The sequence below is a fragment of the Microlunatus sp. M237 genome (assembly GCF_056896895.1).
In genome coordinates, this window is sequence record NZ_JBXHBL010000002.1 from 33,394 (window position 1) to 46,453 (window position 13,060).

Here is a 13,060-nt window from a genome sequence, read left to right on the forward strand (position 1 = left end):
CGGTGATCAGCGCGTGTAGCGCAGGGTGACGATCTGGAACGGTCGGAAGTCCACCGTCACCGACGCCGGGTCGTCCCACGACTGGCCGATGTCCAGCGGACGCTCCAGCAGGTCGACGCTCTCCACCGCCGAGGCGGCGAAGTCCGCGAGCACCCTCGTCCGGGCCCGGCCTCCGGTGGCCGCGTAGAGCCGCACCACCAGGTCGCCGCTGCGGTCCTCGGCCAGCTTGACCGCCTCGACCACCACATCCGCCGAGTCGACCCGCACCAGCGGGCTGACCGACGCCGTGGCGCTCACCGTGCGGGCCGGGAGGTTGATCGCATATCCCTCACGTACCGCATCGGCGATCCCGGCGCCCGGAACGAGCGCGTACCGCAGCCGGTGGGTGCCCTGGTCGGTCTCCGGGTCGGGCCAGCGCGGTGCCCGCAGCAGCGACAGCCGCAGCACCGTGGTGGTGCCGCCGTCGGGACGGACGGTCCGCGACACGTCGTGGCCGTAGGTCGAGTCGTTGACCACCGCCACGCCGTAGCCCGGCTCCTCCAGGTGCACGAACCGGTGGGCGCAGATCTCGAACTTGGCTGCGTCCCAGCTGGTGTTGTCGTGGGTGGGCCGCTTGACGTGGCCGAACTGGGTCTCCGAGCTCGAGGTCTCAGCCCGGACGTCCAGGTCGAACGACGCCTTGAGGAAGGTCTCCCGCTCCTGCCAGTCCACCTCCAGCTCCACCTGCAGCGCAGCGCCGCCCGGAGCCAGGGTGATCAGATGGCTGAAGGTGGAGTCGCGGTGCCGGCGAACTGTCCGCACCCCGGCCACGCCGCCCGCCAGCTCCACCGGCTCGACCGAGTCGACTGCGGTCAGATCGGTACGGGTGTTGCGGTAGAACGCGTCCACATCCCAGGCGTCCCAGTCGTTCGGGACGTCGGGGTGCACCTGCAGCAGGTTTCCGTAGCCACCCGGGGCGATGGCGTCGCGCCCGCTCGCGTCCAGGACCGAGGTGATCAGGCCGGCCGCGTCGATCCGCGCCCGAACCTGGCCGTTCTCGATCACGAAGCCGTCGCCGTCGGCGGCGACCGTGGCGGGCTCCGCCCTCTCGGCCACCTCGGCGCCCAGCGCCGGCACCCCGGCACGGTCGAACGGTGCCGCGTTCAGCACCAGCTCACGGCTCTCGCCGTCACCGGTCGTCAGGGCGGTGACCGCGTCGCTGATCAGGGTCTCCAGCTCGGCGGCGACCGCGGCGTATGTGGCCCGCGCCTCCCGGTTGACCCAGGCGATCGAGGAGCCGGGCAGGATGTCGTGGAACTGGTGCAGCAGCACCGTCTTCCACAGCCGGTCCAGCGCCTCGTACGGGTAGTCGGCCAGACCGCGGACGGCCGCGGCCGTGGCCCACAGCTCGGCCTCGCGCAGCAGGTGCTCACTGCGCCGGTTGCCCTGCTTGATCAGCGCATGCGAGGTGTACGTCCCGCGGTGGATCTCCAGATAGAGCTCACCCCACCACACGGGCGGATCCGGGTAGTCCTCCTCCGCGGTGGCGAAGAAGTCCGCCGGTGTACGGATCTGGACCTGCGCCGAGCCTTCGAGGTCGGCGGTGCGGTGTGCGCGACCGATCATCTCGCGGGTGGGGCCGCCACCGCCGTCGCCCCAGCCGAACGGGGCGAGCGAGTGGTTGGCGCGTGCCTTGTCGGCGAACTGCCGGGTGGCCCGGGCCAGCTCAGCGCCGGACAGGTCCGAGTTGTAGGTGTCGACCGGCGGGAAGTGGGTGAAGATCCGGGTGCCGTCGATGCCCTCCCACCAGAAGGTGTGGTGCGGGAAGAGGTTGGTCTTGTTCCAGGAGATCTTCTGGGTCAGGAAGTAGCGCGACCCGGAGAGGGCGATCAGCTGCGGCAGCGCGGCGGAGTAGCCGAAGGAGTCCGGCAGCCAGACCTCGTTGGTCTCGATGCCGAAGTGCTCCAGATAGAACCGCTTGCCGTGCACGAACTGGCGGGCCATCGCCTCGCCACCGGGCATGTTGGTGTCGGACTCGACCCACATGCCACCGACCGGCACGAACTGACCGGTGGCCACCTTCTCCTTGACCCGGGCGAACACCTCGGGCCGGTGCTCGGCCATCCAGGCCAGCTGCTGGGCCTGCGACATGGCGAAGATCAGATCGGGGTGGTCGTCCATCAGCTGGGTGACATTGGTGGTCGTCCGAGCCACCTTGCGGACGGTCTCGCGCAACGGCCACAGCCACGCCGAGTCGATATGGGCGTGACCGACCGCGGTGAGCTGATGGGCGCTGGCGTTCGCGCGCTTGGCCAGCAGCGGGGCCACCACCTCGCGGGCGGCAGCGGCGGTGCCGCTGATGTCGGCCAGGTCGATCACGTCGAGCGCGTCGGAGAGCCCGGCCCGGATCTGGGCGCCGCGGGGGTCGCCGTCGGGGAGCTCGGCGGCGAGCTGGCCGAGGACGTCGAGGTCGGCCACCAGCTCACGGACGACCAGGTCGACGACGGCGAGGTCGGCAGACGCGAGCACGTAGATCGGCTCATCGGGAGCGGTCTCGACGTCGCCCAGCAAGGTGGGGACGCGCATCGTGATCTGCGGGTTGGCGGCGGCTTCGACGAAGACGTGCACCTGGCTGGCGCCGGCCTCGACCGGGAACCAGCGGTTCCACGGGTGCAGACCCTTGATCGGCGTGCCGTCCGGGCTCACCACCAGACCCTCGGCGGCGAAACCGGGGCCGCTGCGGCCGAAGCCGAGGTCGACGACACCTTCGACGGTCTCAGCCGCCCAGTCGGCCGGTACGTCCGCGGTCAGCTCGAACCAGGTGGTCCCCCACGGCGCACCCCAACGATCACCCACCTTCGCAGGCGCGTAGTCGGCGGCGAGGGCTTCAGCCACCGGGACGGGTTCGCCGGGGACGTCCCAGCGGCGGACGGTTAGCGGGACCCGGTGGCGATAGACCGCCGGGACCAGACGTTCGGACAGGATTCGGGCGAGGCGTCGCTCCAACTGCGCGCGGTCATCATGCATATGCCCAAGCCTCGCACACTGTTGATCTTGTTCGACGCCACTGTCTCGTGATCTTGTCCGACGCCACCTCGGCGAGCCGGACCGGCAGATGGTCGGCCCGGGCCCCGTACACCGCTGTCGCGGCGGCGGGCGGTCAGCGACGCTGGTCGTCCCGCGCGTATGGCGATGGCTGCTGCGGGTCGGGCGAGGGCGGCCCGGCCGAGACGGCGGGCTGCTCCGGGGTCTGCAGCACCGCCGGCGTCTCAGCTCCGCGACCACGCGCCAGCGGGTTGTCGAGCTGCTGAGCCTCGGCGATGGCCTCCTGCACGGTGCGGTCCGACGCCTCCTTCTCGGCGGCGGCCTGCTGGCGGATCTCCTCTTGGACGTTCACCTTCTCCGGCGCCTTGAACTGGCCCTTGACCGCCGGCGGGATGGCCGCCGACGCCGAGGAGACCGCACTGCCCAGGCCCTCCAGTGCCTTGTTCAGCTCGCTCGGCACGATCCAGACCTTGTTGGCGTCGCCGCGGGCGATGCTCGGGAGCATCTGCATGTACTGGTAGGCCAACAGCGCCTGGTCCGGCTCACCGGCGTGGATGGCGTTGAAGACGGTGGTGATGGCCTGCGCCTCACCCTCGGCGCGCAGCATCTGCGCCTGCCGGTCGGCCTGCGCCCGCAGCACGGCGGCCTCCCGGTCACCTTGGGCGCGAAGGATGGAGGACTCCTTCTCACCTCCGGCCGACAGGATCTGCGACTGGCGCTGCCCCTCGGCGATCAGGATCGAGGCGCGCTTGTCACGCTCGGCCCGGGCGCCCTTCTCCATCGCGTCACGGATCGTGGCGGGCGGGTCGATGGCGCGCAGCTCGACCCGGTTCACCTTGATCCCCCACTTGCCAGTCGCCTCGTCCAGCACCAACCGGAGCTTCTGGTTGATCTCCTCGCGGCTGACCAGTGCGCTCTCTAGGTCGAGGCCGCCGATGATGTTGCGCAGCGTCGTCATGGTCAGCTGCTCGATGGCCTTGATGTAGTCCTGCGCCTCATAGGCGGCGCGGACCGGGTCGATCACCTGGAAGTAGATCACCGAGTCGATGTTGACCATCAGGTTGTCCTCGGTGATGACACCCTGCGGCGGGAACGGGACCACGTTCTCCCGCATATCGATGTTGTAGCGGACCTTGTCCACGATCGGCACCACCAGGTGCGGACCGGGATCGAGGGTCCGGTTGAACTTGCCCAGCCGCTCCACGATGGCCACCCGCTGCTGCCGGATCACCCGGATCGAGTTGACCAAGAAGAAGATCACGGCGATCGCCACGACGATGGCGACGATGTATGTGCCCATCAGTTTCCTGTCTGTTTAAGGCAACTGGCCGTGCTTGGGATAGACCACGGCAATTGCTCCGTCGATTTCGTAGACCTCGATCTCGACTCCGGCTGCGATCGGCTCCGAGGAGTCGTAGGGGCGTGCACTCCAGCTCTGCCCGTCCACCTTGATCTCCCCACCGGACCGGGTGATCTCCGAGACCGCCACGCCGCTGCTGCCGACCATCTTCGACGTCGATGAGCGATAGCCCGGCATGTTGCGCACCCGGGCCATCAGCGTGGGACGGAGAAGGAAAAGCATGGCGACCGAGACGCCGGCGGCGACCAGGATCTGCAACCACCACAGCCCGGGGGCGACGACGGCCACACCGGCACCAGCCAGGGCGCCGACCGCGAGCATGATCAGCACCAGGTCGAGGGAGAGGACCTCTGCCACCGCGAGCAGCAGCGCCAAGCTGAGCCAGATGGCCCAGGCGTTGTCGCCCAACCAGTCGGTCAGATTCACCTCGCCACCTCCACGTCTCGCTCCTCGCCCATCGTGCCAGACCCAGCCAACTGCAGCCGCCCGCTCACGTCAGCGGGCCCGGGCCGACCAGCGGCCGTCGGCTGACGTCAGTGTCAGCGGCAGGTCGAAGGTCTCGGTCAGATTCTCGGCGGTCAGGGTGTCAGCCAGCGGTCCCGCGGCCACGATCCGGCCATTCTTGAGCAGCAAGGCGTGGGTCACCCCCTGCGGAATCTCCTCCACGTGGTGGGTCACCAGCACCGAGGCGGGGGCGTACGGGTCGGTGGCGAGGTCACTCAGGGTACGGACCAACGACTCGCGGCCGGTGAGGTCGAGGCCGGCCGCCGGCTCGTCCAGCAGCAGCAGCTCGGGATCGGTCATCAGGGCGCGGGCGATCTGCACCCGCTTGCGCTCTCCCTCACTCAAGGTGCCGAAAGTGCGATCGGCCAGGTGGTCGATCCCCAGTGAGGCCAGTAGCTCGTCGGCGCGGGCATGGTCGAGCTCGTCGTAGTCCTCGCGCCAGCGTCCGACCACCGCATACGAGGCGGACACCACCACGTCGTGCACCCGTTCGCTGCGCGGGATCCGCTCCGCCAGGGCGGCGGAGGTGAGACCGATGCGCGGTCGCAGCTCGAACACGTCGACAGTGCCGAGCACCTCGCCCAGCAGGCCGGCCACGCCGCTGCTCGGGTGGATCTGCGCGGCCAGAACCTGCAGCAAGGTGGTCTTTCCCGCCCCGTTGGGGCCGATCACCACCCACCTGTCGGACTCGTCCACCTGCCAGGTGATGTCTTCCAGCAAGGTCGCCGCGCCACGGACGATCGTTACTCCGGCAAGATCAATGACAGCCACCATGGAGAGAAACCTACCGGCTGCCCCGCAGTGCTCCTGGTGCCGGTCGTAGTGTTGCCCGGTGGACTTCTCGGCCTCGCTGCGGATGACGACGCACCTCAACGCGCTGATTGCCGGCCTGGTCAGCGTGGAGGTCGCCGACGCCGCGATCACCGACGGCGACGTCGCGCACCACGTCGTCGACCCGGCCGGGGTGCTGGGCGAGCTCGACCCCCTCCGGGCCACCGAGCTGACCGCGACCCTGCCGCTGCTGGTCGCCGCCGAGCGGGAGAGCTGGCTGCTGTCGTTGCCGGCACCCGGACGGCTCGGCTCGCTGCGCGGCCCTCGTGACCTGACCCAGGCGGCGCTGCAAGCAGGAGAGGTCGTTCTCGCCACCACGGCCGGGCTCGGGCTGGTCCCCTATCGGGTCGGCCAGGCGGTCCAGTGGCGGGTGTTCCGCGCGGAGCGGCCCAGCGCGCCGCCCACTCCGTATGAGGCCGAGCGGGCAATGAACGAAGCCGTGCTGGCTGCGGCCGGCACGCTGACCTCGCTCGACGTGGCCGCCGGCACGCGACCGCGGCTCGGCGGCCCGGTTCTGCTGGCCCCCGGCTACAGCCCGCGGCAGCAGACGACGGCGGAGCGGGCCCACCGGCTGCTGGCAGCCTGCTCGGTGGCGCTGGCCGACGACGGGGGCGCGATCTCCTCGTTCGAGGCCGCGGCTCGCGCCCAGGAGCTGCGTACGGTCCGCGACGTCGCCGCCGACGCGTTGTGCTCCGCGGTCAGCTGGCTGGCCCCCCGCTGACACCGGCCCGATCCGCGCGCCGTCGGAGCGCCGCGCTACGCCGAGATCGCCCAGCAGGCCACCGGTCAGGACGGGAACAGCGTCCACTGCCCCTCGGAGACGACCTCGACAGTGCCGTCGGTGACCTTGATCGCTGTCTGGTCGTCGATGGCGTACGCCGGACCGCCGATCTTGGCCGCCCACCGTTGTGCCACGGGGATGGTGTTCGTGGGCATGTCCGGGTGATCGAGATGCGGGAAGATCGAGAAGTCGACGACCCCGAGGGTGGTGTCGTCCCCCTTGGCCCCCGCCCACTCGACGAACTCCTCGCCGATCCTCGGCGTCAGCACCATGCTTCCGGCGCTCACGCCGACCCAAACCGTGTGGGGCAGTGACGGCAGCAGGTCCGCGAGGCCGCTCTGCCGCAGCCAGTGGCACAGATAGGTGGCGTCGCCGCCGTCCACCAGCAAGACGTCAGCGTCGCGGACCCACCCGACCCAGCGGTCCTTGTCCATGGTGGGCAGCGCCGTGAGCTCGAGCAGGCCCAGGGACTTCCACCCCAGGTTGGTCATCGGCGAACTGGGGTGCTTGCCGGCCACGAAGTTCCACGCCGTGGTGGGTGTGCACATGGGGTGGCCGTACTCCGCCGACGGGATGCACAAGGCACCCGCCTCGGAGATCGGCTTGCCCAGCAGCTCGACCAGCGCATTGCCGATGCTGGGATTGCTGACGCCGCCGGACGTGAGAAGCAGTTGCACGGTGATCTCCTGCAGATCGTGGTTGGGCTCCGGTGCGGAGCGATGATCACGACGACAGACTTCGCAGCGCAGGAAAACTCATTGCCTGGGGACCCGCCAGCTGGGCCGGTGAGGTACGCGCAGCCCAGCGAGCGCGCCCCTTGGCTCAGGCGCCGGTCGCGTGCACACCGCCGTCGACGTGGATCATCTCGCCGGTCGTCTTGGGGAACCAGTCGCTGAGCAGCGCGACGACACCCTTGGCCGTCGGCGTGATGTCCTTGGGGTCCCAGCCGACGGGAGCGCGCTCGCCCCACACGGCGTTGAAGGCGTCGGCTCCGCCGATGGCCCGCTTGGCCAGGGTCTCCAGCGGGCCGGCCGCGATCAGGTTCACCCGGACGCCCTGTGGACCGAGGTAGCGGGCCAGATAGCGGCTGGTGCTCTCCAGCGCAGCCTTCGACACACCCATCCAGTCATAGACCGGCCATGACACGGTCGCGTCGAAGGTCATGCCGACCGCGGAGACGTTGTCGCTGAACAGCGGCTGGCAGGCCATGGTCAGCGACGCGAACGAGTACGCCGACACCTGCAGCGCGGTGGACACGTCCTCCCACGGTGTCGTCAAGAACTTGCCGCCGAGGGCGGTCTCGGGGTTCGCGAAGGCCAACGAGTGGACCAGCCCGTCCAGCCCATCGACGTGCTCACGCAACGAGTCAGCCAGCCCGGCGAGGTGCTCGGGGTTGGTGACGTCGACCTCGAGCAGCGGTGGCACGGGATCGAGCTTGGCGATGACCCGCTTGGTCAGGCTCATCGCGCGGCCGAAGTTGGACACCACGACGGTGGCACCCTCCTGCTGCGCGATCCTGGCCACGTGGAAGCCGATCGAGGTATCCAGCGTGACGCCGGACACCAGGATGCGCTTGCCTTCGAGAATTCCCACTAGGTGCTCCGATTCTTTCGTTGTTCTGACGAGACGTACGCGATGCGGTCAGTGGCCCATGCCGAGACCGCCGTCGACCGGGATCACCGCGCCCGTGATGTAGCCGGCGGCCTCGCCCGCCAGGAACTCCACGGTGCCGGCGACGTCGTCGACCGACCCGAGCCGGCCGAGCGGGATCTGACTCGCATACTTGGCCACCAGCTCCTCGCCGAGCTCGGCGGTCATGGCGGTCTCGATGAAGCCCGGCGCCACCACGTTGGCGGTCACGCCGCGCGAGCCGAGCTCACGGGCCAGCGACCGCGCCATGCCGATCAGGCCGGACTTCGAGGCGGCGTAGTTGACCTGCCCGGCAGAACCGAGCTGGCCCACCACCGAGGAGATGAAGATGATCCGGCCGAAGCGGTTGCGGATCATCGGGCGTGCCGCGCGACGCGCCACCCGGAAGGACCCGGTGAGGTTGGTGGCGATGACCGCGTCCCAGTCGTCGTCGGTCATCCGCATGACCAAGGTGTCCCGGGTGATGCCGGCGTTGGCCACCAGGATCTCGACCGGGCCGAGCTGCGCCTCCACCTGGGTGAACGCCGCCTCCACCTGACCCGGGTCGGTGAGGTCGCACTCCAGACCCAGGACGCCGATCGGGACGTCGCCGCTGCGATACGTCGCCGCGACCCGGTGGCCGGCCGCGGCCATCCGCTCCGCGATCCGTCGACCGATCCCCTTACTGCCCCCGGTCACGAGCACGGTGCGGCGAGGGCCTTCGTCGGCGGCAGCCGGGTCAGATGCAGGATCGGCAGAGATGAGAGTCACGGGAGTACGCTACCGACACCCATGGTCTGCTGGCGAAGCAGGCGTACGCTGGCCGAGTGTCAGGTAACCCTGCTGGACGCCCCGGTGCTGCCGGCTCGCACGACCCTTCCACCACCTCGGCCGTACCGAAATCCGCGCCCACGGTGATCACTGACGCCCGCTCGGCGACGAGCCTGGAGATGGGCACTCGGCAGAAGCGGTACGCGATCACGATGGCATTTCGGACCGCCTGTTTCGTCAGCATGATCTTCGTCCCGGGCCACCTGCGCTGGGTGCTCTTCGGCGGTGCCGTCTTCCTGCCCTACATCGCGGTCCTCTTCGCGAACCAGGCGGACACCAAGACGATCCGGACCGAGATCCCCCGCGGCGAGCCGACGGGCGCGCCACAGCTCTCCGCCGGCGCGCCGGAGCTGGCTGAGGTGATTCCCGGTACGGTCGTGGACGACGAGCCCGAGCGGGGCGAGCGCCGACGCGACGAGGGCGGATGGAATGCGGGCAGGTGGGACGCGAACAAACAAGACGCGAACAGCAGCGACGCGGGCACGTGGGACGAGAACAGGCGCGACGAGGGCGAGCGGCGCGGTGCTGACTCCGGCGAGGACCGGCGATGAATGACCTGCGGCGGATGGCCGAGGAGCGCAGCCGGGCCGACGGACAGCCGGAGAGCGAAATCGGTGCCCGGCGGATCGGAACAGACCCTCTTCCCGACGATCCCGATGGGTTGATGTGCTCCGGCAAGGGCTGCAGTCAACCGGCGGGCTGGGACCTGCAGTGGAACAACCCGAGTATCCACACCCCTGACCGGCGCAAACACTGGCTGGCCTGCGACCAGCACCGCGACTCACTCGGCGCCTTCTTGTCGGCCCGGGGCTTTCTGCGCGACACGCTGCCGCTCGAGCTGAGCTAGCGTTCGAGCGTCGTGCCGGCGACGCTAGCCGCCGATGGCGGACATGGGCCGGTCGGGCTGCAGGAACGACGCGTCGTCGATGCCGTGACCGGCGCGCTTGCCGGCCACCGCGCTCACCCACCGATCGGCGATCTCGGCATCGGAAGCGCCATCGCGCAGCGGGGTCCGCAGGTCTGACTCCGTCCGGGCGAACAGGCAGTTGCGGATCTGTCCGTCTGCGGTCAGCCGGACCCGGTCACAGGAACCGCAGAACGGCTTGGACACCGCCGCGATGATGCCCACCCGGTGGTCGGTGCCAACCACCCGGAAGAGCTCAGCCGGAGCACTCCCCCGGGTGGCGGCGTCCTCGGGGTCCTCCTCCAGCTCGACGTGCTCACCGAGCCGGCTGCGGATCTCCGCGGCCGTGATCATCTCGGTGCGGTCCCAGGCGTGCTGGGCATCCAGCGGCATCTGCTCGATGAACCGCAGCTGCACCCGCTCGGCCATCGCCCACCGCAGCAGATCGGCGGCTTCGTGGTCGTTCACGCCCCGCATCAGCACGGTGTTGACCTTGACCGGGTCGAGGCCGGCAGCGCGCGCCGCCGCCACACCCGCAAGCACGTCGTTCAGCCGCGGCCGGCGGGTCAGCGTCTTGAAGGTGGCCGGGTCGAGGGTGTCCAGCGAGACGTTGATCCGGGTCAGACCGGCGTCGGCAAGAGCCTGGGCCCGAGCCGCCAATCCGATGCCATTGGTGGTGAGCGCAACGGTCGGTGCCGGTCGCAGGCCGGCGATCGCGGCCACCAGTCCCTCGAGGTTCTTGCGCAGCAGCGGCTCTCCCCCGGTCAGTCTGACCGTGGTGATCCCCAGGTGTTCGACGCCGATGGTGATCAGTCGCACGATCTCGTCATCGGTGAGCACTTCGGGGGCGGGCAGCCAGTCAAGCCCTTCCGCCGGCATGCAGTACGTGCAGCGGAGGTTGCACCGGTCGGTGAGCGAGACCCGCAGATCGGTGGCCACCCGACCGAAGGCGTCACCCAGCAGCTGCGGGGAGCCACTCAGCCCGGCAGCCGGCGCGTCGACCGGCCGGCTCGGCGCGTCCACAGCGGAGCGAGCAGGCAGGCGAGGCATGGGCAAGGCGATGGCCATATCCCGAGTCTAGGCTTCTCGCTCCGGTCCCGACCGGGGACCGTGGGTCTGGGGCCGGCGTACCCGTCAGCAGCCGAGGCGGTCGGGGTGGGTGTAGACGTTCATGGTGCCGCCGCGGACGAACCCGACCAGGGTCAGTCCTGACTCCTCGGCCAGCTCGACCGCCAGCGACGACGGCGCCGACACGGCCACCAGCATCGCCATCCCAGCCAGCACGGCCTTCTGGGTCAACTCGAACGACGCGCGCCCGGACACGACCAGAATGGTCTCAAGCGGCAGTCGGTCCTCACGGATCGCCCAGCCGACAACCTTGTCCACCGCGTTGTGCCGTCCGACGTCCTCTCGGACACAGAGCAGCTCACCGCTCAGATCCATCAGCCCGGCCGCATGCAGGCCGCCGGTCTTGGCGAAGGTCCGCTGGTGGGTACGCAGCGCGTCCGGCGCAGCCAGCACCAGCTGGGGATCCACCCGCCAGTCCTGCAGCCCGAAACGGGAGTCGCGGACCACCTGGTCGATCGACGTGGTGCCACACACACCACAGGCGCTGGTGGTGACCACGTTGCGGCGCAACGAGGCGTCCGGCGGGGCGACGCCACTGGCCAGCTGCACGTCGATCACGTTGTAGGTGTTCAGCCCGTCCGGACCCGTACCGTCGCAGTAGCGGGCCGCTGACACGTCCTCCCGGCCGGCCACCACACCCTCGCTGTGGAGCAGGCCGTGCAGCAGGTCGATGTCGTCGCCGGGCGTGCGCATGGTCACGACGAATGGCTCCGAGTTCAGCCGTATCTCCAGTGGTTCCTCCACGGCCAGCGTGTCGGGCGTGCGGGTCAGCTGCCCGCCGCCCCATCGCAGCACCGAGTGCCGACGCGTTACCCGTCCCATGCCATCATCCTGTCAGGAGACCGCAAGCAGCTCGCCGGCGAACCCGGCGGGGGCATCTCGTCGGGATCGCCCCGACTCGACAGCGAGGAGTGCGCACGATGGATCTGGACGACTGGCTGGCCACGCTGGCCACCGAGCTCGAGCTGGATGATCTCCAGTTCGACAACGACACCATCCACACCCTGCTGGATCTGGCCCGCGACGCCGCGCACGAGATCGAGCGACCCGCGGCTCCGCTGACCACCTTCCTCGTCGGTCTCGCCGTCGGTCGTGGTGCGCCGTTGGGCGCCGCGGCTGCCAAGGCAACGGCGCTGGCCATCCGCCAGGGCGACACCGACGCGCACCGCGGCTCCACCCACCCCGAGAGCTAGCGCGACGCCCCGCGGCGACCACGCCGGTGCCGCCCCTGGATCCGAGCGACTAGCCTGGGTGGGTGCGACAGCTGTGGAAACGATGGGTGCTACTGGTCGTGTTCGTGGCCGTCTTGGGGACAGTCTTCGTCAACCTCGGCGAGTGGCAGCTTCGCCGGCTGGCCGAACGCGAGAGCCGTAACGCCACCACGATCACCAACGAGGCGGCCCCGGTACGCCCGTTCGCCGAGGTCTTCACCAAGCCGATCCACGAGTCCGACCAGTGGCAGCGGGTCGAGGCCCGGGGCACCTTCGACGCCGCCAACCAGTTCGTCGTCCGTTATCGCAGCAACGGTGACGCCACCGGCTATGAGGTGGTGACGCCGCTGCAGACCGCTGCCGGCTGGGTGCTGGTCGACCGTGGCTTCGTCCCCGTCGACAAGGGCGTACAGATCCCTGCCGTCGCGCCACCGCCACCGTCGGGTGAGGTCACCGTGGTCGGCCACGTGCGTCGCAGTGAGAAAGGCCGCAAGGGTGCCATCGACCCGGTCGACAATCAGATCCGCTTGATCAACTCCAGCTCGCTGCAGACAGTGCTGCCGTACGAGGTCAAGGACGGTTATATCGGCGCCATCACCATCGATCCTCCGCAGCAGGGCGGACTGGTGCCGGTGCTGCTGCCCGAGCTGTCGGAGGGTCCGCACTTCTGGTACGCCGTGCAATGGTTCATGTTCGCCGGCATCGGCGCACTGGGCATCGTGGTCTTCATCCGCGGCGACCTACGGGCCCGGCGCGAGGAGCAGGAAGCAGCAGCAGCACAAGCAGCACAGCCCGAGGTGGGGCCCGACCCCGAGGCCAGAACCAAGGTCTCGAGCGGCTCCTAATGCCGCGGCGAG

14 protein-coding genes are annotated in these 13,060 nt (G+C 69.7%); 5 read left to right on the top strand and 9 right to left on the bottom strand.

Annotated features, from left to right (window positions below; genetic code table 11):
* Nucleotides 1-6: 6 nt before the first annotated feature.
* The 4 genes from AC1XX3_RS06350 to AC1XX3_RS06365 all read right to left on the bottom strand — a co-directional run bounded on the left by AC1XX3_RS06350 (nucleotide 7) and on the right by AC1XX3_RS06365 (nucleotide 5,662).
* On the bottom strand, nucleotides 7-3,006 hold the full coding sequence (locus tag AC1XX3_RS06350; RefSeq protein ID WP_483320251.1) for an alpha-mannosidase: 3,000 nt from the start codon (nucleotides 3,004-3,006) through the stop codon (nucleotides 7-9).
* A gap of 133 nt (nucleotides 3,007-3,139) precedes the next feature.
* The gene (locus tag AC1XX3_RS06355) at nucleotides 3,140-4,324 is read right to left on the bottom strand and encodes an SPFH domain-containing protein (protein WP_483320252.1); all 1,185 of its coding nucleotides are present in this window, start codon (nucleotides 4,322-4,324) and stop codon (nucleotides 3,140-3,142) included.
* 15 nt (nucleotides 4,325-4,339) lie between these two features.
* Complete coding sequence (locus AC1XX3_RS06360; protein ID WP_483321150.1) at nucleotides 4,340-4,804, bottom strand: NfeD family protein; 465 nt, start codon at nucleotides 4,802-4,804, stop codon at nucleotides 4,340-4,342.
* A gap of 75 nt (nucleotides 4,805-4,879) precedes the next feature.
* Nucleotides 4,880-5,662, bottom strand: coding sequence for an ABC transporter ATP-binding protein (locus AC1XX3_RS06365; protein ID WP_483320253.1), 783 nt, complete (start codon nucleotides 5,660-5,662; stop codon nucleotides 4,880-4,882).
* Between the two features lie 58 nt (nucleotides 5,663-5,720).
* Between AC1XX3_RS06365 and AC1XX3_RS06370 the strand changes: the two genes are divergently transcribed.
* Nucleotides 5,721-6,440 carry a hypothetical protein gene (locus AC1XX3_RS06370; protein WP_483320254.1) on the top strand — a complete coding sequence of 240 codons (720 nt, stop codon included), beginning with the start codon at nucleotides 5,721-5,723 and terminating at the stop codon, nucleotides 6,438-6,440.
* Between the two features lie 65 nt (nucleotides 6,441-6,505).
* Here the strand turns inward: AC1XX3_RS06370 and AC1XX3_RS06375 are convergent, their stop codons facing one another.
* The 3 genes from AC1XX3_RS06375 to AC1XX3_RS06385 all read right to left on the bottom strand — a co-directional run bounded on the left by AC1XX3_RS06375 (nucleotide 6,506) and on the right by AC1XX3_RS06385 (nucleotide 8,891).
* Complete coding sequence (locus tag AC1XX3_RS06375) at nucleotides 6,506-7,177, bottom strand: Type 1 glutamine amidotransferase-like domain-containing protein (protein WP_483320255.1); 672 nt, start codon at nucleotides 7,175-7,177, stop codon at nucleotides 6,506-6,508.
* Nucleotides 7,178-7,322: 145 nt separating this feature from the next.
* On the bottom strand, nucleotides 7,323-8,093 hold the full coding sequence (gene fabI / locus AC1XX3_RS06380; RefSeq protein WP_483320256.1) for an enoyl-ACP reductase FabI: 771 nt from the start codon (nucleotides 8,091-8,093) through the stop codon (nucleotides 7,323-7,325).
* A gap of 48 nt (nucleotides 8,094-8,141) precedes the next feature.
* Nucleotides 8,142-8,891, bottom strand: coding sequence for a beta-ketoacyl-ACP reductase (locus AC1XX3_RS06385; protein WP_483321151.1), 750 nt, complete (start codon nucleotides 8,889-8,891; stop codon nucleotides 8,142-8,144).
* 65 nt (nucleotides 8,892-8,956) lie between these two features.
* Between AC1XX3_RS06385 and AC1XX3_RS06390 the strand changes: the two genes are divergently transcribed.
* Complete coding sequence (locus tag AC1XX3_RS06390) at nucleotides 8,957-9,511, top strand: DUF3099 domain-containing protein (protein WP_483320257.1); 555 nt, start codon at nucleotides 8,957-8,959, stop codon at nucleotides 9,509-9,511.
* Nucleotides 9,508-9,807, top strand: coding sequence for a hypothetical protein (locus AC1XX3_RS06395; protein ID WP_483320258.1), 300 nt, complete (start codon nucleotides 9,508-9,510; stop codon nucleotides 9,805-9,807). Before AC1XX3_RS06390 ends, AC1XX3_RS06395 begins: the two co-directional genes overlap by 4 nt.
* A 24-nt stretch (nucleotides 9,808-9,831) precedes the next feature.
* Here the strand turns inward: AC1XX3_RS06395 and moaA are convergent, their stop codons facing one another.
* Together moaA and fdhD are read right to left on the bottom strand one after the other, a co-directional pair.
* Nucleotides 9,832-10,932, bottom strand: coding sequence for a GTP 3',8-cyclase MoaA (gene moaA, locus AC1XX3_RS06400; RefSeq protein ID WP_483320259.1), 1,101 nt, complete (start codon nucleotides 10,930-10,932; stop codon nucleotides 9,832-9,834).
* A gap of 66 nt (nucleotides 10,933-10,998) precedes the next feature.
* The gene (gene fdhD, locus AC1XX3_RS06405; protein WP_483320260.1) at nucleotides 10,999-11,814 is read right to left on the bottom strand and encodes a formate dehydrogenase accessory sulfurtransferase FdhD; all 816 of its coding nucleotides are present in this window, start codon (nucleotides 11,812-11,814) and stop codon (nucleotides 10,999-11,001) included.
* A 98-nt stretch (nucleotides 11,815-11,912) separates the two neighbouring features.
* Between fdhD and AC1XX3_RS06410 the strand changes: the two genes are divergently transcribed.
* Together AC1XX3_RS06410 and AC1XX3_RS06415 are read left to right on the top strand one after the other, a co-directional pair.
* The gene (locus AC1XX3_RS06410; RefSeq protein WP_483320261.1) at nucleotides 11,913-12,185 is read left to right on the top strand and encodes a DUF6457 domain-containing protein; all 273 of its coding nucleotides are present in this window, start codon (nucleotides 11,913-11,915) and stop codon (nucleotides 12,183-12,185) included.
* 62 nt (nucleotides 12,186-12,247) lie between these two features.
* Nucleotides 12,248-13,048, top strand: coding sequence for an SURF1 family cytochrome oxidase biogenesis protein (locus AC1XX3_RS06415; protein WP_483320262.1), 801 nt, complete (start codon nucleotides 12,248-12,250; stop codon nucleotides 13,046-13,048).
* Nucleotides 13,049-13,060 lie beyond the last annotated feature (12 nt).

What these genes read in the sequence shown, in the direction of transcription:
- AC1XX3_RS06350 (WP_483320251.1), bottom strand. Translation starts at nt 3,006, where the DNA reads ATGCATGATGACCGCGCGCAGTTGGAGCGACGCCTCGCCCGAATCCTG.
- AC1XX3_RS06355 (WP_483320252.1), bottom strand. Translation starts at nt 4,324, where the DNA reads ATGGGCACATACATCGTCGCCATCGTCGTGGCGATCGCCGTGATCTTC.
- AC1XX3_RS06365 (WP_483320253.1), bottom strand. Translation starts at nt 5,662, where the DNA reads ATGGTGGCTGTCATTGATCTTGCCGGAGTAACGATCGTCCGTGGCGCG.
- AC1XX3_RS06395 (WP_483320258.1), top strand. Translation starts at nt 9,508, where the DNA reads ATGAATGACCTGCGGCGGATGGCCGAGGAGCGCAGCCGGGCCGACGGA.
- moaA (WP_483320259.1), bottom strand. Translation starts at nt 10,932, where the DNA reads ATGGCCATCGCCTTGCCCATGCCTCGCCTGCCTGCTCGCTCCGCTGTG.
- fdhD (WP_483320260.1), bottom strand. Translation starts at nt 11,814, where the DNA reads ATGGGACGGGTAACGCGTCGGCACTCGGTGCTGCGATGGGGCGGCGGG.
- AC1XX3_RS06410 (WP_483320261.1), top strand. Translation starts at nt 11,913, where the DNA reads ATGGATCTGGACGACTGGCTGGCCACGCTGGCCACCGAGCTCGAGCTG.